Origin of the sequence: Paenibacillus sp. GCM10027627, from assembly GCF_042675505.1 — a bacterium.
GTDB lineage: Bacteria > Bacillota > Bacilli > Paenibacillales > Paenibacillaceae > Pristimantibacillus.
Window position 1 is genome coordinate 320,156 of the sequence record NZ_JBHTHB010000003.1, and the last position, 21,442, is coordinate 341,597.

General features: G+C 50.9%; 19 protein-coding genes and 1 other annotated feature. Of the genes, 1 reads left to right on the plus strand and 18 read right to left on the minus strand.

Going from position 1 to position 21,442, the window contains the following annotated elements:
* Nucleotides 1-28: 28 nt before the first annotated feature.
* From ACFQZE_RS13280 to ACFQZE_RS13305, 6 genes are all read right to left on the minus strand, one after another.
* Nucleotides 29-1,741: an amylo-alpha-1,6-glucosidase gene (locus tag ACFQZE_RS13280; RefSeq protein WP_379357652.1), complete on the minus strand. Its 1,713-nt coding sequence runs from the start codon at nucleotides 1,739-1,741 to the stop codon at nucleotides 29-31.
* Nucleotides 1,742-1,952: 211 nt separating this feature from the next.
* A complete protein-coding gene (locus ACFQZE_RS13285) occupies nucleotides 1,953-3,275 on the minus strand; it encodes an MFS transporter (RefSeq protein ID WP_379357654.1) in 1,323 nt (440 codons plus the stop codon).
* Nucleotides 3,276-3,340: 65 nt separating this feature from the next.
* Nucleotides 3,341-3,613, minus strand: a binding site (T-box leader).
* A gap of 38 nt (nucleotides 3,614-3,651) precedes the next feature.
* Complete coding sequence (locus ACFQZE_RS13290) at nucleotides 3,652-4,983, minus strand: NAD(P)/FAD-dependent oxidoreductase (protein WP_379357656.1); 1,332 nt, start codon at nucleotides 4,981-4,983, stop codon at nucleotides 3,652-3,654.
* Nucleotides 4,984-4,986: 3 nt separating this feature from the next.
* Nucleotides 4,987-5,724, minus strand: a complete 738-nt coding sequence (locus ACFQZE_RS13295; protein ID WP_379357658.1) for a methyltransferase domain-containing protein — start codon at nucleotides 5,722-5,724, stop codon at nucleotides 4,987-4,989.
* A complete protein-coding gene (locus ACFQZE_RS13300; protein ID WP_379358215.1) occupies nucleotides 5,717-6,949 on the minus strand; it encodes a type III polyketide synthase in 1,233 nt (410 codons plus the stop codon). Before ACFQZE_RS13300 ends, ACFQZE_RS13295 begins: the two co-directional genes overlap by 8 nt.
* Before the next feature lie 162 nt (nucleotides 6,950-7,111).
* Complete coding sequence (locus ACFQZE_RS13305) at nucleotides 7,112-7,849, minus strand: ThuA domain-containing protein (RefSeq protein ID WP_379358217.1); 738 nt, start codon at nucleotides 7,847-7,849, stop codon at nucleotides 7,112-7,114.
* Between the two features lie 117 nt (nucleotides 7,850-7,966).
* Here ACFQZE_RS13305 and ACFQZE_RS13310 point away from each other — a divergent pair, with 117 nt between their 5' ends.
* A complete protein-coding gene (locus tag ACFQZE_RS13310; protein ID WP_379357660.1) occupies nucleotides 7,967-8,854 on the plus strand; it encodes a helix-turn-helix domain-containing protein in 888 nt (295 codons plus the stop codon).
* A 366-nt stretch (nucleotides 8,855-9,220) separates the two neighbouring features.
* Here the strand turns inward: ACFQZE_RS13310 and ACFQZE_RS13315 are convergent, their stop codons facing one another.
* The 12 genes from ACFQZE_RS13315 to ACFQZE_RS13370 all read right to left on the minus strand — a co-directional run bounded on the left by ACFQZE_RS13315 (nucleotide 9,221) and on the right by ACFQZE_RS13370 (nucleotide 21,441).
* On the minus strand, nucleotides 9,221-10,174 hold the full coding sequence (locus ACFQZE_RS13315; protein ID WP_379357662.1) for a DNA-3-methyladenine glycosylase family protein: 954 nt from the start codon (nucleotides 10,172-10,174) through the stop codon (nucleotides 9,221-9,223).
* A gap of 215 nt (nucleotides 10,175-10,389) precedes the next feature.
* Complete coding sequence (locus ACFQZE_RS13320) at nucleotides 10,390-11,085, minus strand: ABC transporter permease (protein WP_379357664.1); 696 nt, start codon at nucleotides 11,083-11,085, stop codon at nucleotides 10,390-10,392.
* Nucleotides 11,069-12,001 (minus strand): ATP-binding cassette domain-containing protein, encoded by a 933-nt coding sequence (locus ACFQZE_RS13325; protein ID WP_379357666.1) that lies wholly within the window; start codon nucleotides 11,999-12,001, stop codon nucleotides 11,069-11,071. Before ACFQZE_RS13325 ends, ACFQZE_RS13320 begins: the two co-directional genes overlap by 17 nt.
* Before the next feature lie 75 nt (nucleotides 12,002-12,076).
* Complete coding sequence (locus ACFQZE_RS13330; protein WP_379357668.1) at nucleotides 12,077-13,048, minus strand: sensor histidine kinase; 972 nt, start codon at nucleotides 13,046-13,048, stop codon at nucleotides 12,077-12,079.
* Nucleotide 13,049: 1 nt separating this feature from the next.
* Complete coding sequence (locus tag ACFQZE_RS13335; protein WP_379357670.1) at nucleotides 13,050-13,775, minus strand: response regulator transcription factor; 726 nt, start codon at nucleotides 13,773-13,775, stop codon at nucleotides 13,050-13,052.
* A gap of 16 nt (nucleotides 13,776-13,791) precedes the next feature.
* Nucleotides 13,792-14,202 (minus strand): disulfide oxidoreductase, encoded by a 411-nt coding sequence (locus tag ACFQZE_RS13340; protein ID WP_379357672.1) that lies wholly within the window; start codon nucleotides 14,200-14,202, stop codon nucleotides 13,792-13,794.
* A gap of 12 nt (nucleotides 14,203-14,214) precedes the next feature.
* Complete coding sequence (locus ACFQZE_RS13345) at nucleotides 14,215-14,904, minus strand: thioredoxin domain-containing protein (protein WP_379357674.1); 690 nt, start codon at nucleotides 14,902-14,904, stop codon at nucleotides 14,215-14,217.
* A 357-nt stretch (nucleotides 14,905-15,261) separates the two neighbouring features.
* Nucleotides 15,262-17,004: an assimilatory sulfite reductase (NADPH) hemoprotein subunit gene (gene cysI / locus ACFQZE_RS13350; RefSeq protein WP_379357676.1), complete on the minus strand. Its 1,743-nt coding sequence runs from the start codon at nucleotides 17,002-17,004 to the stop codon at nucleotides 15,262-15,264.
* 52 nt (nucleotides 17,005-17,056) lie between these two features.
* On the minus strand, nucleotides 17,057-18,925 hold the full coding sequence (locus ACFQZE_RS13355) for an assimilatory sulfite reductase (NADPH) flavoprotein subunit (protein ID WP_379358219.1): 1,869 nt from the start codon (nucleotides 18,923-18,925) through the stop codon (nucleotides 17,057-17,059).
* Nucleotides 18,926-19,322: 397 nt separating this feature from the next.
* Nucleotides 19,323-20,165: a sugar phosphate isomerase/epimerase family protein gene (locus tag ACFQZE_RS13360; RefSeq protein ID WP_379357679.1), complete on the minus strand. Its 843-nt coding sequence runs from the start codon at nucleotides 20,163-20,165 to the stop codon at nucleotides 19,323-19,325.
* Entirely contained in the window at nucleotides 20,162-21,142 is a 981-nt protein-coding gene (locus ACFQZE_RS13365; RefSeq protein ID WP_379357681.1) for a DUF6005 family protein, read from the minus strand. Before ACFQZE_RS13365 ends, ACFQZE_RS13360 begins: the two co-directional genes overlap by 4 nt.
* The gene (locus ACFQZE_RS13370; protein WP_379357683.1) at nucleotides 21,139-21,441 is read right to left on the minus strand and encodes a phosphopantetheine-binding protein; all 303 of its coding nucleotides are present in this window, start codon (nucleotides 21,439-21,441) and stop codon (nucleotides 21,139-21,141) included. The genes ACFQZE_RS13365 and ACFQZE_RS13370 overlap by 4 nt, the downstream gene beginning before the upstream one ends.
* Nucleotide 21,442 lies beyond the last annotated feature (1 nt).

Here is a 21,442-nt window from a genome sequence, read left to right on the forward strand (position 1 = left end):
TGCTGAGGCAGGGAATTTTCACCGAATGCTATACATACTCGTTGGCTAAAATAAGAAATACGCTGGACGTCCAAGTAAAAGCGCGGTCTCTTAAGCCTTCTCCGGTAAGGGCGTTGTAGTTTTCCGCCATTCCGCTGCGGTGGGCCATAGCGCAGAAGCGTTCTGCCGCTGTTTTGGCAAGTTCCTTTTCCCCGGCGCTGGCGAGTCCGTCTGCGAGCAGCATCATAACGGGCGCCCAGATCGGGCCGCGCCAGTAACCGTCTTTATGATAGAAGGAGCTTCCTACGCTTTCCGTAGCAAAACCGTTTTCCGTCAGAAAACGGCCTTCTTCCTGCAAGCCTTGCAACAGGTAGCGGTACAGGTCCTCCGGCAACCGTTTGCCAAGCACAATGGGCATATAAAGAAGCAGGCTGTCTCCTCCTTCTTCCAATCGCTCGCCGCGAACCCAAGCGTCAAGCGAATTGCCGTTCCAAAACCTTTGGACCGACAGTTCCAGCAGCTGTTTCGCCGAGCTTTGCCAATGTTCCGCATCGTCATCCTTGCCCAGCTTCTTAGCGATTATCGCGAGCGTCTCGCACTGAAGAACAAGAAAGGCGCAAAGATCCGGCGTTTCAATCGGGCCGCCATAGCGGAACACGGTGCTGTTGTCCCAGCCGCTATCGTTGCCGTGCTGATATTCGGGAATGCCGTTGCCGTTGTCGTCCCGCTGCACGAACCACCACTTCGTCCATTTGCCAAGCGGCTCGTATACTTCCGCCAATTGCTCGTTTCCAATCCAATCGGAACGATCCATCATCCATCTCAGCGTCCACCCGTGAATCGGAGGTTTGCAGCAGTTCCAAAGCTCAAACTTGTCGTTTATAAAATCGGGCAGCGCTCCGCTTTCATCCTGCGCATCAAAAAAGATCATAAACTGATCCCAAGCTAGCTTAGGATTGGACCGGACAAGCGCCATCGCATTGAAGCAGTGATCCCAGCTCCAAATGTTCGTCATCCAGTTTTTCGACATATACATCGCTTCTCTAGTCAGCTTGCCTCGTTTGGGAACGACACAAGACCATGTAATGTAAGCCGCAAGCTCGCGGGATGGATTCCATTCTTCTCGTGCGCTCGGCAGCGTGCGGTCCAGCCAGCTTTCGAACTCTGCCCGGATTCCAGCTTTCGTTTCCTCAATTGAACCCGTTTGGGTCGGGGCAGGACGTGTGGTCCAAAACTGCTCCAAAGTCGCTTCCGCAACCCCAGTTTCTAAGTCCCGGTGAAGAACGGCTGTTACATACTCGCATTTGGTCCCGTTCCACGGATAGTCAACCCGGATCGCGCCTTGACGGCACTCCGCCATAAATCTTGATTCCGTCGTAAAATGGTTAATTTCCCAGCGCCCGTCCGCCATCGGCGAAGCGTAGTCGTAGTTTCCGCAAACGAGTTTTAGTCGAATATCGACTCCTTTGGAATATAGCTGCATGGTGCCTTCTCCGGCAATACAGCATTCCGCAAAGGCTGGAGCACCGGGTGCTGTCACCGTCAAGCGGACCGCCTCTGGAGATGTTGTTGTTTCGAAATCTATCGTTTCTCCGTTTTGAATAAGCTCCAGCAGAAAAACGGCACCCAGACGGTCGTCCCCGCCATGGACTGAACGAATATATAAGCCTTTTTCCAGTTTTCCTTGACCGCTAAGCGGCGAAATGACAAGAAAGGAACCATACCGGCTATAAGGAACTATGTTGATATCGAATGTTAGCATTCCGCATCCCCCTTTTTTGCCTGGCCCACGGCTTGGCTCTGATTCGCTATGCCTGAACCTGACTCTCTACCCTTAGTTTAGAGGAAAAAGGGCTCCCGGCAGACTCGCATCAGTCGCCGTTCTGTCGCCATTTTGTCAGCGTGGGGGCGGAATTTGCGGTTGATTCGTCTTTTTGTTTTGATAGATTCGTCTTTTTGTTTGCGTTCGTATTCTAAGAACGTGCCTCGCTTGACGTTAGCCGCTCCGACAACGCCGTCCGCCAAGCGCAAAAGGCAAACACAACGCCAATCACTCCCATAAGCAAAACCCCAGCCATAACAGCCCCTTGAATAGTGCCCCATTCAGCAGCTACTCCAAAAGCGAGCGTCGTGAGCAAAATAAGGACAGCTTCCACAAACCCGTTGACACTGCCGATTCGGCCCATTAACTCTACCGGAATATGATTTTGGTAATACGTAGCGAAGCCCGCATTAGCAAAAGCTTGGAAAAAGGCGAGGACAAAAAATCCGCCAGCGGCCGCTCCAAAAGAAGAGGAGAACGCATAAACGGCGTAACCGCCGCACACGCCCAGCACTCCAAGCGCCATCATTCGCGACACGGAAACCTTCTTCGCAAGCAGCGCATTGACGCCAGCTCCTGCAATAATTCCGACGCCCGCCACGCTAACCAAAACGCCGTATTCCCCCTCTGTCAGCCCAAGAACCACCTTTGCAAACGCCGCTTCCAGCGAATCCACTGCCGACGCCATGACCATCATCACACTGCCGAAGAGGAAACAAACCGCCCATATATACGGATGCATCCGGTAAAAGGCAAATACGTCCCGCCAATCTCTCTTCACCGTTTCCGCTGTAATTCGCTCTTCCGAAATTCGCTCCTCCGTCCCATCGGCAGCTACACCAGGCTTAAAGCTTGGCAAAGCCAGCGTAATCAAGCCCGAAACCAGCATCGCTGCGGCATTAATATAAATAGCGATTTCAGCTGACCCCGCAAGCACGAGCAAACCCGCGATAGCCGGACCAATCAAAAACGCTCCCGAACCAATTAGAGCATGGATAGAATTAAACCTCACCCTTTGAGCGGGAGAAATGAGTTCCGCCGTATAAGCGACCGATGCAGGGCCAAACACATTGCCTCCCATATGGATAAAAAAAACAAGCAAATAGATGTACCACAAGGAATCGTATAGAGGCAGCATAGCGATCAAAATCGCTCTCACTACATCTAAAATAACCATTAGCTTGCGCTTATCTACTCGATCGATAAAGCTTCCCGACCACACATTAGTGAAAAAAGCCGATATAGGCTTGATCATATACAGCACGGATACAGCCAGCGCAGATTTCGTCATGTCCAGCACCATCAAATTTAAGGCGATAAAATAAATCCATCCTCCTACCGAGGACAGTCCAATACCCGCGAGCAAGATGGAAGGGTTTCTCCACGCTTGCATCCACGACTTCAGCCTCTTCTTATCCAGCTCATTATTACTCGCTATACCTTTGCCTTTGTTCGACCGTTTTCTAAAAACCATGCTGCCAGCACCTCTCTCGATGAATAGTTACAGAAACAAAAAAATCCCACCCCCAAGACCCAAGTCTTGGGGGCGAGATTATTCATCGCGGTGCCACCCCATATTCGCCGTTTCGTCGCCGAACCAGCCTCTTCAAGTACGCCGCTGTCGCCATTGCGAATAGGGTTATACTCTATCTCAGTAACGGGAGCTCCCGTCGTACTATCCTAAAGCCTTGCGGCCGATTCCGATACGCTGCTCAGAGGCTTGGTTCAACGGGACGCCCTTTGCTCCTTTTCACCAACCGGAGCTCTCTGGAAAAGACCGTATCCATTTACTCTTCTCATCATTGCATTTGCATTACTCTACCAGATTAGTGCGCCCTGTGTAAATCACTTTATTTGATTGCGCGAAGACGGGTCGCTTGAAACATCCCAACAACCGCCCCCGGGGCCAGACGAGCTAGTCCTGGCAAAACGCTCGCAAGCAGCGGGGAGCTGAGCAGGCTTTGGGCGAAAACACCCCACTTCAAAGGCCCAGCGAACTCTGCGGAAATGGCGGCGCTGTACCCCCTCTCCAAGTCGGCGATCGTACAGTCCCCTTTCAATAAGCGATCGGCATACATCGCGCAAAGCTCGGAGGACCGTAACGCCATGGACATGCCGTCGCCGCAAAGGGGCGGAATTCGGCAAATCGCGTCTCCGACCAGCGGCCCGCTTTTCCATGGAACAGGATTCGGGCTTATCCGAACTGGAGAAACAGCCGCAGCCGTCTCATGCAAAGGCTTCATGCTATCCAGCCGCTCCTTCAAGCGGGGATGCCGATTAGCCGCTTCTTCCAGCATTGCAATAACGCTTTGCCCCCCTTTCGGAAGCTCCCTTTTGTCGAGCAGCGCGGCCACATTGACCCGTCCGTCCTCAATCGCGTTCAAACCCGCGTAGCCGCCGCGAAAAAAGTACAGCTCTACGATGCCCTCAATCGCAGCGCTCTCCGCCCCGTTTCGTTTGTAACGGGCTAGCGTCGATTCAGGATCGACATCGTCCCCCTTTGTATCGAAGTCCGACTCTCGTTTGCCCGCGTATTCAAAATGCATTTTGACGCCAACGAGACCTTGGGCAACCGAATCTCTTCTTTGTGTTTTGTTTCCGCTATAACGGCTTTGAGAAAGAAACGGAGGACGGAAGCTTGCTTGCCCCTCCCGTTGCAGTCCCCCATCCGTCATCAAGCTTCCAGATGTCCCAAGCGATGGCCCGCCTGTCCCTCCGCAGGCCGAAATAACAAGGCGGGCTCTAAGCTGCTCCACTTGCTGTCCATTTCGCAAATAAACGATGTATCCTTGCTCGTCCCTTTCCAAAGCAACGGCCGTTTCTCCCTGCCGCAACTGAGCGCCCGCACTCAACGCTGCATGATGGAGAGACGAGTCGAGGCGGTACCGACTTAAACCAAACCCGGGGGCCGGAAGCGTAAATCGGATCGCGTTCCCGCCCCGCATATAAATAGCGGCGTTTGCGATCAAGCTTGGAGAAAGAGGCTTGATTTCCTCCAGCAGCCCAATCCGGCTCAGCGTATCTTGTGATTCTGGGGAAAGAAATTCACCGCACACCTTATGTTTAGGGAAGCGATGACGATCCACGAGCAGCGTATCCCAGCCTTTTTCCGCCAGCAATTTCGCCGTCGCACTTCCCGCAACTCCCGCTCCCAAAACAATAACATCATGCATCCTCGCCATTGCTTATCCCTCCGTGATGCCTTTATCCGAATTCTTTTCCTTCCGAATCGTTACCGCATACCGGAACAGAGGGCGCCATGAATAATTAAAACCAGTCAGACCCATGTTTTTGGCAAGCGCCCTCCACTCTTCCGACCGAAAACCTTTCGCTACGGACAACGGCCCGTCATGCCGTATATAAGGATTGCGGGAAAGCAGCCTGGTCGCCAGCCATACCGCTATCCAAGCGAGCCAGTGCCTATGAATATCGTTGATGACCACTCCGAAGCGGGAGACGTCCAACATGCGGCGAATCGCAGCCTCCAATTCCTCGCCCGAAAAATGATGCAAAAACTGCGTGCCCGTCACCACATCGACGCTTTCCCCCTCCAGCTCGAACAAATCCCCTTGGCACACGCGAACGCGGGACTCGTTCCAGTAGTAGAGGCCAGCCTCCTTCACCGCTTCCTTCGTCAAATCGACTAACGTAATATGCAGCCGAACTCCCTCACGATCCGCCCATTTCAGCAGCTTCCCATTAATGTCTCCCGATCCCGCTCCAACGTCCAGCACCGAAAGCGATTTCGGGCAGCCCAACCACCTCCAAATCTGCTTAACGCCATAAAGTGTCGGAGAAGCGGCACCGAACAGCCAGTTCAATCTGCGTAAGTGAGCGAGTGCCTCCCTAAGCTTCGGTCCCCCTTGCGACGTATCATCCATCAGCTCAAGCCTCTTGCTTCGGTTTTGAAGTGTTTTAGGCATAGGCATCCGTCTCCGGCAGCACCGCATCCCGGCGGGCGGAAGTCCGTTTTGAATCCACTTCCGGCACATAAGCGATTCCGATCATTTCTGCTGTCACGCCCGGACCAAACGCCAAAGCGACCCCTTCGCGGCATGGCTCGCCCTGCTCCCTAAGCGATTTTTTCATCTCGTTCATGACAAACAAAATAGTCGCGGAAGACATATTTCCATAGTTGCGCAGTATTGTCCGGCTTGCATCCGTCTGCCCATCGCTTAGAGCAAACGTTTCTTGCAAAATATCGACTATTCCTCTGCCCCCAGGATGAATGGCCCATATTTCCGGCTTTGCCCCTCCGTCGAGCAGCCGCTCCACCTCTTCTGGCACATAAGCTCCAATCAACCGCGGAATAGCCGTCGACAAATAAAGATCAAAGCCGTAATTGCCGACTTCCCAAATCATTTCCCCCGCGCTGTCCGGCAACAGAACCGATCGCTCTTCCCCCAGCAAAAAGACGTCCCGGTCTCCGTCCCGAACAGTGCCAACTACGCATGACGAAGCCCCGTCGCCAAAAAAGGACGCCCCGTACAACGCCTCCCTGTCTGCGGAAGATTGAATATGCAGTGTACAGAGCTCGACGCAAACGACAAGCACTTTTGCATCCGGACGCCCCGCAATAAGCTGCTTGGACAAACAGACCGCTTTCAGCCCTGCGGCGCAGCCAAGAAAAGTAAGCGGAATACGAGTAACGGCGGGGTTTAAATCCAGTTCTCCAATAAGAGCGGTGTCGAGTCCGGGGAGGAATTGTCCCGTGCAGCTTACCGTAATGAGATGAGTGATTTCGGACGCTGCCGTTCCGCTATCTCGCAGCGCTGAGCGAGCAGCCTCGGATGCAAGCGGAACGGATTCCCTCTTGTAGACAGCCATTCGCTCGCTAGTTGTAGGTACGCTCTTCGTCGCCACTGTCCCATTGCCAGAATGAGCATCTATTTCGCTACTTGCGGAAGTTGGAAAGTAGCGGCAAGACGATGCGGGCTCCAGCAAGTTCGGCTCGCAGGTATAGCGGCTTTCAACTCCGCACTGCTTGAAAATCCGCTTCGCCCAGCGGCTGGAATCCGTATGGCCTCCTTCCGCGAGCGCCTCCACCAGCCTGCGCGAAGTATCTTCCTGATTCATTCGGTATGGCGGCACGGCCGTCCCTAGCCCCAGTATCGCAATAACGGATTCCTTCGTCCCCAATATGATCATCCTCTCCATATTCTTGTCCACTTCTTAAAAAACCTCATTTCAGACAAGCCTTGATTATGTAAAGTCTATTCCGCCGCATCGCCTATTATGAGACCCGCACAAAAAAGCTCTGCCCCTTGTCTAAAGACAAGAAGCAGAGCTTCATAAACTGGATGTGCTATTTTATTTCGATTTTCCGATTGGCTCAAGCGGCTCACAGCGTCCGGAGACGCTCGCAGCGCCAGCCGTAGGAGCGGCCCAACGAACGGCGTTGCTGATCACCTTTTGCACTTCCGGTTGATGGTATACCGGGAACGTTTCGTGGCCCGGACGGAAATAGAACAACTTGCCTTTGCCTCGGCGGTAGCAGCAGCCGCTGCGGAACACTTCTCCGCCTTCAAACCAAGAAATAAACACCAGCTCGTCTGGAGCCGGAATTTCAAAGCGCTCGCCGTACATTTCCTCAACCGGAATTTCGAAATAGTCGCCGAGTCCTTCCGCAATCGGATGCCCGCTTTCAATGACCCAAATGCGCTCGCGCTCGCCGTCATCGCGCCATTTCAGCGTGCCGGTTTTCGTGCCCAGCAGACGCTCGAACGGCTTCGAAGCATGACCGGAGTGTAGGACGATAAAACCCATTCCGTCGAGAACGCGCTCCCGAACCTTTTCAACGATGTCGTCGCTCACTTCTCCATGTGCAAGATGTCCCCACCATAGGAGAACATCGGTGTTGGCCAATACTTCGTCGGTTAATCCATGCTCCGGCTCATCTAGTGTCGCCGTTCTTACTTCCACGTCTTCCCCTTCCGCCAAAAAATCACCGATTGCGTTATGAATTCCTCGCGGATATATGCTTGCTACCAGCTCGTTTTGCTTCTCGTGCCGATACTCATTCCATACTGTTACTCGAATTGTCATTATCATAACCTCCATTAATGGACTCACCATCAGTATAGAATGTGCTACAATAATCGAAAATGAGAAATGAAGACCCTTTTTGTACAATACCGACTTTTTCATAAAAGGATTTGAACGCCCATGCTAAAAATGAACATCGAGATTGTGCCCAAAATGACGCTGATGGGATTCGTATCCTACAAGGCCCCATGGATTCATTTTCACCGCAATACGGATGAGCATATTTTGTACATTATTAAGAGCGGCGAGCTTCATTTGAAGGAAAACGGAAACGAATACGTGCTGAGACGAGGAGACATGCTGCTGCTAGAGCCCGGTCTCGACCATGTCGGCACAAAAAAGGCTAGCTGCGACTATTATTATTTCCATTTCAAGCATCCCGGCATGGAAGGCGATTCGGAGCAAAACCCCATTGAAATCGCTAAAAGAATGCTGCTGGAGGAAGATACGGAGCATCAGACGGAGAAGGGATATTTTTTCCCAAAGCATCATACGCTAAGCGACAAAAACAGCCTGCACCAAACGATGCACGCCATGAACGAGCTATTGCTGCTGTACCGCCGCAAGCATTACAATCGGGGGCTGACTGCGCTTCGTTTTGCCGAGATGCTGATTGAGCTTTCGCGCGACTATTTTATGCACACGCTTAAAGCGAAAGGCGGAACAGGCTCCAAAGCGGCCGCCAAAGTCCACTCGCTGCTCGATTACATTCATCGGCACTACACGGAGAAAATTGACAGTTCCCTCCTTGAGCGGGAGTTTGAGTCCAACTACGATTATTTAAACCGGATTTTCAAAAAGACGACGGGATATACGATTACGCGATATGTCAATAAAGTCCGCATTCAGCACGCTCAGGAGCTGATTCAGGCGACGCACATGAACTTTGGCGAAATCGGATATTTAGTCGGACTCGGCGACCCTTATTATTTCAGCAAGGTGTTTAAGCAGTTTACCGGGCTGTCGCCCGTGCTTTACTACAAAAAGGTGCGCGACTTGGGAATTTAGCCTGTTAAAAGCGGCGGAGTTTTAGTGGTTTGTGGCACAACTAAATGCCCCGCAGGGGGCGTTTCCTCTGGTTTAGTGGTTTTTGGCACAACTAAATGCCCCACAAGGGGCGTTTCCGCTGGTTTAGTGGTTTCTGGCACAACTAAATGCCCCACAAGGGGCGTTTCCGCTGGTTTAGTGGTTTTTGGCACAACTAAATGCCCCACAAGGGGCGTTTCCGCTGGTTTAGTGGTTTTTGGCACAACTAAATACCCCACAGGGGGCGTTTCCGCTGGTTTAGTGGTTTATGTCTGTCCATTACCCTTCGTCTATGCTCCCACATATACGCTGCGGCTAACCAATCCATATCAAAGACAGCTCAAATCGCTAGTACAGTAGTCTCCACAAATAAAAAGTGGCGTATGCTTGCCAGCCGACCCAACCTTCGGACAGCTTCAGCAGCTCCGCCTTCGACGGTTTGCGATCCATGCCGAGCTGAAACTTGATGGCATTATGCAAGCCAACGTCATCGATAGGAAAAGCATCCGGCAATAGAAGGCAGCGCATAATGGCATAGTTCGCCGTCCATGGACCGATGCCCCGCATACCGGTCAGCAGCTTCTCTGCTTCTTTTAAGCCGCCAGCTTCACGCAAACGAGGCTTAGTCAGCGCTCCCGATGCAACGGCCTGAGCTGCCCCGATTAAATATTCGCATTTTTTAACCGTCATGCGGAGCGGCTCCATTTCGACTGGTGTCAAAGCGGCAATCCTCTCCGGCTCAGGAAAAAGCCAATGGATTCCCCCGTCCGATTCAACCGCCTTCCCGTAGCTTTCCACAAATCTTCTTTTGAGCGTATAAGCGTACGCCAAGTTGATCTGCTGCCCGATAATTCCCCAGCATAGAGACTCAAATAAATCCGGGATGCCCATCAGCCTAAGGCCCCTGAACTGAACGGCAGGTTCCTTCAAAAGCGGGTCCTCGGCTGCCATTTCGTAAAAAGGGGACAAGTCCCGCTCCAAATCAAACCATTCTTTCACATAAGCCACGGCCTCAGCTTTTAACTCCTCAGATATACTACCGCCAACCTCCCCGCCCTTCAACTCCAAGAGCAGGCTGCCCCTCTCCTTCCCGCTTACTTTCATAACAGCCCTTTGCCCGCCCACCAACAACGCTTTATAGACCGAACTTCCCTTTATTTTATCCCCTTTCGTCCGCTCTCCTTCTACAAATTCCCCTTCTACACGATACATGCATTCATTTGCGGAACGCAGCAAATAACTCACATTTTGCTCAAAGCTGAACGAGTCCGGCGTTTTGATTTCTATATATGGTACATTCATTATCATGGCTCCCCTCTACTACAGCCCATCACTTCATTCTTTAGTTATAACATAATTGCCCGTTCTCTCCTCTTTTCGAATCTTGCTTTTTCATTCCGGAGCACGGCCAAGTCGAGCTACAAGCTACCCACGCTTCCCTTCCTGCAAAATAAAACCCATTCCGTCCGTCAAGACGAAATGGGTTAATTTAGACGTCGATTGACTCCTACCTGCTACTAAGCCACATCCACTCTATCGATCTTACGGAAGCTCAAATAAGTGAGCAGCAGTCCGAGAAGTCCAAGCGAAATAGGAATCGCGATGATCGAGCTTAATGTAAAGCCCATATTGTTGGAACATACGACCATAACGATAAAAATAGAGCTGAGAATAGTTGCGGTACCCGACTTTTTGATCATGCCAATCGCTAGCGGGAGAAGGCTCATGCCCGCACTGGCAAAAGCATTTGTTAGAATAAACGCCCCTTGCTTAAGCAGCAGCTCCGTAGTAATGACATCGTCGATATACTGAAAATGAGAGTTGAACGCGATTATGATACCGCTGATCAGCACATTGGCTAAAATGATATTAACGACCGCCCATACGAACACAATGCTCAGTTTGGACCAAATCAGCTTTTTCCGGCTTATAGGATAAGCAAACAGCACCGACATCGTTTTGTCGCGGAATTCGCTAATGATCAAACTCGCAACCATCGCAGAAGCGTAAATAATAAATGTCGCACGAATTAGCGTATCGATTAATCCAAACATTTCGCTATAGCTTACAAAAACAGGGGCCTCTTCGATTGGGCCCTCTACCAAATAAATGGGCAACAATAATAAAGCGATAATACCGTAGGCCAAAAATCCGCCCCAAATGAATTTGGACAATTTCCCTTTTTTAAGCTCCAGTTTAATAAGATGCAGCATTTTTACCACCTCCGCGAGTAAGTTCCAGGAAATATTGTTCCAAAGAATGATGACGACGGCTAATGGACTCTAACGGCACATCGTTTAAAATCAATCCTTTGGACAACTCCTCCACTGTAACAGAACTTTCGTAGACGCGAATCATATTGCCGTCAAGCAGCTTGAAATTACGCAGATGGAGACGGTCTTCGAGCACGAATGCCGCTAGCTTGGTGTTAGACGATACGATTTCGATATAATCCGTATTGGAGCGGCGTATATTTTCCATTGTCACTTCCTGCAGCATTCGGCCTTGATCGATAACGCCAATCGTATCCGCCACTTGCTCCACCTCCGCCAGCAAATGGCTGGAGATGAGCAGGGTCATGCCGTATTCGTCGCGCATTCTGCGGAACAGAATCCGCATTTCCTGAATGCCTTCAGGGTCCAGACCATTAATCGGCTCATCGAGCAAAAGCAGCTCCGGTCTCGTCATAATCGCCCTTGCGATGCCAAGCCTTTGCTTCATCCCTAGCGAAAACTGTTTGACCGGCTTTTTTTCAATTCCTCTAAGCTGAACGGCGTCCAGCGCTTCGCGTATGGAACTCGCCTTATAATGGCCCATATATTCGCCGTGCAGCTCCAAATTTTGCACCGCTGTCAGTTTATCGTAAAAGACCGGCGTCTCAATCATATGCCCGATCCGTTTAAGCGGCTCGATCGATTCCGGCAGCAGCCGCTCGCCGAACAGCTCAATTTCCCCGCCTGTCGGCTTGACCAGATTCAACAGCATTTTCATAAGGGTCGATTTACCCGCCCCATTTGGTCCAAGAAAACCGTAAATCTCACCTTTTCGTACTCTCATATCGACGTTCGATACAACGTCCGCTTGGCTATAACTTTTGCTCAGCAGCCGTGTTCGGATTATGTCCGTCATGATTTCACTCTCCCGCTTGAATTTGTGTATACCGTTATATTAGCGCGGGACTCTCTCTTCTTTCTTTCTTAAATCTTACTTAATTCTTACTTTGCCAGCCGTGTAGGCCGTGTTTGCTTCACGCAGCGATAAAGTAAAGCATGTTCGGACATGAGGAACGCTATGCAGCTCCAGCGTCCCGCCGAGCTTCTCCGCTAACCTCTTTGCAATCGTTAAGCCGAGTCCGCTGCCCTGCACCTTGCGGTTTCTCGAATCTTCGAGCGTATACAACCTTTCAAAAACAAAAGACTGCTCGGAATACGGAATACCGGGCCCGCGATCTACTACCTCGAAGAGAATGGAAGACTCCTGCTTCCTCACCGTTAATCCTAAGTAACGGCCGGAAGTACCGTAACGAATGGCGTTGGACAATAAATTGTCGAGAATGCGGGACAACGCTTCCTCGTTTGCATAGATGGGGAACGGCAGATCGGGGATGTCGATATCGACCTCGCAGCCTCCTGCCGCGAGCAAATCGTAATATTCCAAAATACGCCGGCGCGCCAGCTCTCCCGCATCCAGCATCGCAAGCGGCATTTCCGCATCATCCGCCTCCAGCTTGGACAAATCAAAAAAGGCGTTCATTAGGTCGAGTACTTCCAACGCTTTTTTATGAATTTGGCCCAGCAGCCGCAAACGTTCTTCCTCTGTCATGTCTGAACTGTTTTCTAAAATTTCCGCATAGCCGAGAATAACGGTCAACGGCGTTTTTAAATCATGGGATACGTTGGAAAGCATTTTGCGCATAGCTTGTTTTGTCGCCTCGTAATCGGCAGCGGACTTGCCCGCCAAATCAACCCACTCGTTCGCCGCACGTGCAAGCTCCCTCACTTCGCTTTGCCCCGTCACCACTTTCACCCGTTCTCCGCTAGGGGCAGACAAAGCGGCAAGCTCATCCAGCTTTGCGCGAATATAATGCATATGCTTTAACGTTTCCCGATGGGCAAGCCTTTCGCGAATATAAATAGCCGCAAACAACAAAATAAGGCCAAACGCCAGCCATAGCACGTTAGCCTTCCCCCAGTCTGTAGCCGATTCCCCACAACGTTCGTATGTAGCGGGGGGCCGACGGATCGTCTTCAATTTTTTCTCTTAGCCTTCTCATATGTACATTTATTACATTTTCGTCACCGTAATACTCTTCGTTCCACACCAATTGATAGAGCATAGCTTTGGTGTATACCCTCGTTGGATTTTGGAGAAACAGCTTCAAGATATGAAATTCCTTAGCCGTCAGTTTAATCTCTTCGCCTCGTTTGGTGACGGTAAAATTGTCGGGATCGAGAGCAAGCTCCCCTTTTGTGAGCAAAACGTTAGAGGGTGAAGCAACTGAAGACTCGGGGGCAGCGGGAGCAGATTCGGACGCATATTGCGTCGCCCGGCGAATCGACGCGCTTACGCGCGCCGACAGCTCCAATAGCGAAAAAGGTTTGGCGATGTAGTCGTCCGCACCGAATCTAAGCCCTAGTGCTTTGTCTACCTCGCCATCCTTTGCCGATATAATGAGGATGGGCACCCGGCTCCGTTCCCGAATTCGCTGCAGCAGGTCCAGGCCGTTTACGTGCGGCAGCATCAGATCGAGCAGAACCAAATCGTATTCGCCTTCCGCAAATACGTCTAGCGCCTCCCCGCCATCTTGCACCGTCGTCATCCGATAACCCTCTTTGGACAAATAACCTTCCACCATTTCACTTATGGAAGCATCGTCTTCAATTAGCAGCAAATGGCCAGACATCGCCCCTTCTCCCTTCCTATCTCTTCTTAAATACGAGCAGCAACAACGTAATTAGCGTAAAACCGATCAAGGCCAGAAATGGAATCGTCACAAAGCCAAACCAATTAATATAGGACGAATTGCAAGGCACCCCTTGCGTACACGGCCTGATCTCTGCGAAACCCGGAACCTTCTGAACCATATAGTGGTACGTAGAAACTAACATGCCGAATATCGAAAGCGGCAGCACATATTTACGAATGCGATGATCGTCATAAAAAGCCGCAATGCCAAGTATGACGCTGAGCGGATACATCAGAATGCGCTGATACCAGCAAAGCTCGCACGGAATAAACCCGGCCACTTCGCTGAAATAAAGGCTGCCCAGCGTCGCAACAACCGCGACGAGCCAAGCAAAGTACAACACGTTGCGCCTCATAAACTCCATCGCTTTCCCCTCCTACTTGAGCTTAAGCTCGATAGCCGATTTAATGGTATCGTAGTTGAACGGGTCAGCAATGACGATATCGCCGATCATAAGAGTCGGAGTTTGCTGAATGCCGAATTGCTTAACAAGAATCTCATCCAAATTGACGAGCTTGCCCGCTTCTTCAGTAGCCATCGTTTCTTTAAGCTGCTTTTCATCCAAGTCCGGAACAGCCGATTTCGCTACTTCCATAATCTTTTCTTCCGTTACCCAAAGGCCGTCGTGATCCACTTGCGGCTGGGCATCATAAAGCTTTTTGTGGAAATCCCAAAATTGATCCGGATGAAGCTTCAACATGGATTCGCTCGCCAGAGCAGCTAGCTTTGATTCTTCTCCATGGAACAATACGTTGATGTATGAAAAGTTCGCTTTGCCGGTGTCGATGTAATCCGCTTTCAGCTTAGGCCATACCGTCTCTCCCCAAGCTTTGCAAGACGGGCATTTGTAGTCGCCGAATTCTACGATTTTTACTTTGGCATTAGCATCGCCCATAAGAGGCTGAGCTACCGTTTCAGGTGCGCTCTCCAGTTCAACGTTTTCTTCCGCTTTCTTGTTGGATTGTTGATTAATGAGAAATAACGCTACTCCAATGACAATAATGATTGCTGTATACAGCACAAAATAACGAGAGCCGCCAGACTTGGCGCTTTTTTTGGATGACATGAGTTCGAACCACCTTATTTTTAGTTTTGATAACGCATACTATTTCAACCATATCATATCGAGTCTACTTCCTCTATAGCATTTGATTCGGTATTTCGCACAATTTTGAAAACGAAAGAATGAGGTGGATGGATCTAAAAAAGAGTATTTAAAATAGGAGAATGGAGCCGCCGATGATGCGTATTCGGTTAAGGTGTTTGAAAGAGACTGAAGGGAACTGAAAAAAGAAGTGAATGAGGCTGAAATGTCCTATCATTTCGGAGAAATAAAGCGAATGCTATTGGTAGAGCAAAGTCGTTTCGGAAGGTAAAGCGCAAGAGCCGGAAAGCTCCGGTCTTGCGCTCTTTTTGTATACAATTAGCTGTGAAAATCGAGGCCGGAGACTACGGCTTTTACGTAACCCGTGCGGATAACGAAATCGCCGAAATGCTCTTTTTTCTTACGATCTTTGGCATAGTGATGAAGAATTGGAGTCAGTGTGTCCAAAATTTCTTCTTCGCCTACGTTTTCCTTATACAACTTGCTGAGACGATCGCCGGAGAAGCCAGCGCCCATGTACATGTTGTATTTGCCTAACGATTTGCCGATAAACGAAATTTCGCCAAGCGCAGGACGAGCGCAGCCGTTCGGGCAGCCTGTCATCCGAATGTTGATTTCATCATCGCGAAGCCCAGCTTCGATCAACACCGGCTCCAGCTTGTCGATCAGCGACGGCAAGTAACGCTCTGCCTCCGCCATTGCAAGACCGCATGTAGGAAGCGAGACGCAGGACAACGAGCTGCGGCGTACGGCGGCCAACTGATCGCCTTCCGTAATGCCGTATTTGTCCAGCAGTTCAATCACTTTTGCCTTTTTGGCTGTTGTAACGCCCGCAATGACCAGATTTTGGTTCGCGGTGAGGCGATAGTCGCCCGTATGAATTTTTGCGATTTCGCGAAGGCCAGTCATTAATTGGCAGCCTTCTTGGTCGACGATCCGTCCGCTATTAATGTAGAAGGTCAAGTTCCAGCGGCCTTTTTTGTCTTTCACCCAGCCGTAGCGGTCGCCGCTGCTTTCGAAATGGAACGGGCGAGCCGGCTCGAGATCCCAGCCCAGACGCTCCTGAAGCTCAGCCACAAACCAGTCGAGACCATGACGGTCGATTGTATATTTGAAACGAGCGTATTTTCGTACGGAACGATTGCCGTAATCGCGCTGGATCGTAATCGTTTTTTCCGCAAGATCAACCGCTTGCTCCGGTTTTACAAAGCCGATGACCCGGCCAAGCTGCGGATACGTATTCGTATCGCCGTGCGTCATGCCCATGCCGCCGCCGACGGTTACGTTGTAGCCAACAAGCTTGCCCTTTTCCACGATGGCAATGTAGCCAAGGTCTTGCGAATAAACGTCCACATCATTGGATGGAGGAACCGCGATGCCGATTTTGAACTTCCGCGGCAAATACACATGTCCGTAAATCGGTTCAACCGGATCGACGCCTTCCACCTTCGCCACTTCCGTGCTGTCGACGACCTTTTCTCCGTCAAGCCAAATCTCATGATAAGCAGGGGTACGGGGAGCAAGATGCTTCGTAATCTGCTGCGACAGCTCGAACGCCTCCGTATGAACCTCAGACTGCTCCGGATTCGGGTTGCACATGACGTTGCGGTTTACGTCGCCGCAGGCGGCAAGCGTAGTGAGCAGCGTATCGTTAATTTCCTTAATCGTTTCTTTCAAGTTCCATTTCAACACGCCGTGCAGTTGGAAAGCCTGTCTCGTCGTAATTCTGAGGGTGCCGCTGCCATACTTTTGAGCAAGATCGTCAATGACTAGCCATTGCTCCGGAGTCACCACTCCGCCCGGAGAAACAATGCGCAGCATGAATTGATAGTATGGCTCAAGCTTTTGCTTCTGGCGCTCGTTCCGCACGTCGCGATCGTCTTGCATATAGCTGCCGTGGAATTTCAACAATCGGTTATCCAATTCCGTCAGGCCGCCCGTAATTCGGTTTTCAATCGATTCTACAAGAGAACCGCGCAAATAATTGCTCTCTACCTTTAAATGTTCAACGTCGCTCGGCGGTCCGCCGATCGGCTCTACTTTATGATGCCCTTTCGCCATTGCTGCAGGCTCCCTTCTATGCGCTGTCCGCGCAAACGCAATCTATAGACAATTAATATACATCCCGCTGATAGCGCTGCTGCGATTGCAGATCGGCCAAATAAGCTTTCGCCGCTTCCGCATCCAATCCGCCTTGCTTCTCGATAATGGTCAGAAGAGCGTTATGCACGTCATGCGCCATATGCTTTTCGTCGCCGCACACGTAAACATGAGCGCCTTCTTGCAGCCAAGCGTAAACTTCAACCGCGTGCTTCAGCAAATGATGCTGAACGTAATCCTTTTCTTTCGAATCGCGGGAGAACGCTACATTCAGCTTGGTAAGGACGCCGTCCTTATGCATGCGTTGCCAATCGGTCTGATAAAGGAAGTCCGTCACATAATGGCGGTCTCCGTAGAACAGCCATGTTTTCCCTTCGGAGCCAAGCTCCTCGCGCTCTTCCAAAAATGCGCGGAACGGAGCGACGCCTGTGCCCGGTCCGATCATAATGACCGGCGTTTCCGGGTTGGCCGGCAGCTTGAAGTTCGGATTTTGCTGAATAAAGATCGGCAGCGTATCTCCTTCTTCCAGACGCTCGGACACTTGCACCGAACAAACGCCGCCGCGCTTCCGGCCATGCGTTTCATACTCCACCTTGCGGATGGTCAGATGCACTTCATCCTGATGGGCCTGGAAGCTGCTCGCGATGGAATACAAACGCGGAGGCAGCTTGCGCAAAATCGAAACCAGTTCCGAAGCGTTTAGCTTCCATGGTCCAAAGTCCTGCAGCAAATCAAGCAAATCTCTTCCACTCGCATAAGCTCTAAGCTCATCTTTATTTTCAGGCTTTACAAGCTCCGCCAGCTTGGCGTTGCCGCTGAAAGGCAATGCCTTCTCCAGCAGCGGCTTGGTCAGCACCGTAATTTCAACTTGACGCAGCAAGGCGATACGAAGAGTTTCTTCGCCGCTTCCTGTCACAACCTTCTCCTCTGGCGACCAATTCATAGCTGAAATAATACCGTCGACCAAAGCAGGATCATTCGACGGATAAATGCCTACGCAATCGCCCGGCTCATAGGAGAGGCCGGAACCTTCCAAGGACAGCTCCAAATGGCGGGTTTCGCGGTCAGAACCTCTTCCGTTCAAATTAATGGTCGTCAATACTTCCGCCTGGAACGGATTGGAACGCGAATATTCCGACTCCGCAGATGCCGAAGCGGCAGCCGTCGTCGCGGCGGAAATGTTCGCTGAGCCGCCTGCGGCAGCTGCGGATGTTGTTGCTCCGGCGTTCAATGCGCCGATGACGCTTGCGAACCAGCCCGTTGCAGGAGCTTCAAAGTCGAGATCGCAATCTACGCGCTCGGCAAGACGCTCCGCTCCAAGCTCGGCCAGACGCTCGTCGAAATCTCTGCCCGTTTTGCAGAAAAATTCGTACGAAGTGTCGCCAAGCGCAAGCACGGAAAATTTGAGGCCGTCCAGCTTCGGCGCGCGTTTGCTGTACAGAAATTCATGGAACGTCAACGCGTTGTCCGGCGGATCGCCTTCGCCATGCGTACTCGCTACAATAAACAAATGCGCCGTTTTCTTAAGCCCGTTTGTTTTGTAAGCGTTCATAGCGGACAACGTAATGTCGAAGCCCTGCTCCTTCAGCTTGTCGGCCAGTCTTCCCGCAAGCCGCTGGGAATTGCCCGTCTGGGAGCCAAAAAGAATCGTCGCTTCACGCGGAGCCGCTGGCACGATTACCGCAGGCTGAGCCGCATGCTCCAGAACGGGAGCTGCCAGCTGCGCGCTAGCGGCCGTTTCGTAAGAAGCCGGTCCCGTCCGGTAAAAAGTCAAATATCCGCCGAGCCATTGAACTTGTGTTTCCGTCAAAGTAGGCAGCAGTTTGTTAATCAGCTCCGCCTGTTCCTCTGTAAACGGACTGTTCGTCACCTTAAGTTGCAACAACATCCACCTCGCATCGAATCTAGCTCATTTTAATTCCAAGCGTACCACTATGGTTTTATCTGCTCTAAAGCTACCACAGTCCGCCTTAAACGGTCAATAAATTACAATGTTTTCAGTCTATAAGAAGTTTTGAATCAAATAATGAGCTTTACTTATAGAAATTGATTCTCAATGAGAATGGTCCTAAACCTTACCAATTATCCGTTAAAAGTACCTGATTTCATGGGAAAAGCTGTCGAATTTCAATAAAAAAAGTCCTCCACCCTCTTATGCCAAGAGAGCGGAAGACTTTCCCTTTCATTTTCCACAACTGCTTATAAAGAATGCTCTATTCAACCGCAATCGTTTCCCGCAAAGCAGAGGCGAATCTCCTTTGCCCGATAAACGAGCCGCCTTACCCTTCCGCCATGCTGTAGCGCTGCTGATGCAGCCATTCGATATCGCCGCTTAGCACTTGCATCGGATTCGGGCCGAACCATTCCAGAGACGCATAACAATCCATGCCGTTCATATGCTCCAGCAGCATTCCATAATCAAGGAATCCAGCGTGGAGCGGAACCATCCCTTCGCGATTGCCCGATGCGGAATAAATATTGGCGGGTTGGAACAAATGAACGCGGCTTGCGGAATCGATATTTTTAAAATGGAAATGCTCCACCCATGGCTCCAGCACATGATACGTATGAAGCAGATCGCCGCCAAATTCCCATGCGTGCAGAACGTCAAAGTTCAGCCGCAGCCGGTCTTGCCCGATGTCCGACAACAGTGTAAGAGTCGACTCCAAGTTGTCCGCAAGCGTAGCAGGATGCGTCTCCACGACCAGCTGCATGCCATGGGCTGCGCATTGATCGCATAGCTTTCGTAGTCTCTCCGTATACGCCGCACGCTGCGATTCGCTCACGTCAAGGCTGCCCAAATTTCCCGCAAATGTACGAATCCGCCGAGTGCCGAGCCAGTCCGCAAGCCGAATCAGCCTGTCGCATTTATGTACCGATTCGCGGAAGGCCGCATCCGAGTCGATGGCCAAATAGTCGCTGAGCATCGCAACGGCCATGCCGTCCTCTTTCATCTCGCTTAGCTGCCGCTCCGTGCTTGAACGTTCATTTTGATACAACCCTTCCGCATGAACGCCCCACATCTCGATGCCGTCGAACGACTTTTGCTTCATAAAACGTACCAGTCCCGAAAAAGAAATCAATTGATGCCGGAACGAAATGGTGCATAACGAATATTTCATCGAGCCGCCTCCCATGCCGTATACAAATGGTAAAGCTCACGTTTGATTTTGGTTTCGGTTTCGTTCATTTCGCCGAGCTTGCTAAGCAGAGACGGAAGCAGCTTGGCATCGCCCGTCATCGCCATTTTCATCCCCATATATTGAACGTTGTGGAACCCCTTAACGACTTCCTCCACCAGATCGCAATACGATTCGAACGACTCATCGCTCTCTCCCGACTGTTCTATAAAATACATGAGCGCATGCTCATAGCTGTACTTTCGAATGGCCAGCACGGGAAGCTGCTTAACGGCACTCGCCATCATGGAAATATCCATGCCGTTTTCTCCTCTAGCCATCTCTCCTAGAAGCAAGCCAAGCCGCTCTGTCAGTTCATTTTCCCATTTGAACACATGTGCAAAATAATCTTTAACCGCTTCCGGAGCAGCCTCCTTAAGCTGCCCGGCATCCACTACAAAGCCGCCGCCAAACGTGTTGTTCACAAACGCATGCCGGACCTTCTCTTTGTCCACCATGCCGCGCCATCTAAAATCGGCGTCAATCATATGCCACTCGTCGGCCCGCTCCGTCTTCTCCAAAATGAGAAAATGGGGGAACGGCTTCTGGTGAAACTTATTTTCCCTCTCTGGCATGAGCGACATGTCGATTTGCGCGATAACAAACCGGCCGTCCTTCCCTTCCTCAACAAGCTCCACAAGCGTTTCCCAATTGGCTTCAGGCGATTTTTCGAAATCGTACCACACTTGAACGGGAGGGCCGAACAGCTTTTCGTACCATTCGTAGTAGTGGCTGTGATCGAGATCATGCTGGTAATAAGTCACTTCTCCACGATCCGTTACATCAAAAGGGGCATCCCACAAACCTATATAAAACGGACGATAATCTATCCGGCTTTTTTCTCTTATCACTTCGCACAAGCAGCTGACGATACAATGGACCTTGATGCTGACTTCTTCTGCTATCGCCAACTGGCTCACCCGCTTTCCCCGACTCGGACGGCTTCATTTCCCGCAGCTGACGGCACAGGCTCAAGGCTCTCCATAAAATCGAGCAATGAACCAACCGTAGCGAACGTCCGCGGGTCGATTTGATCGTCCGGCACTTGCAATTGCAATTCGATTTCTATAAATACGATTAATTGCACAATCATAATGGAATCCAAACATAAATCCTCGTTCAACCGAAGATGGTCGTCCAAAGCGGGACAATCCAGTTTAAACTTCCCTTGGACAAGTCCCAACAGCTCTATTCTCAGCGCCTCGCGGCTCCTCTTCACG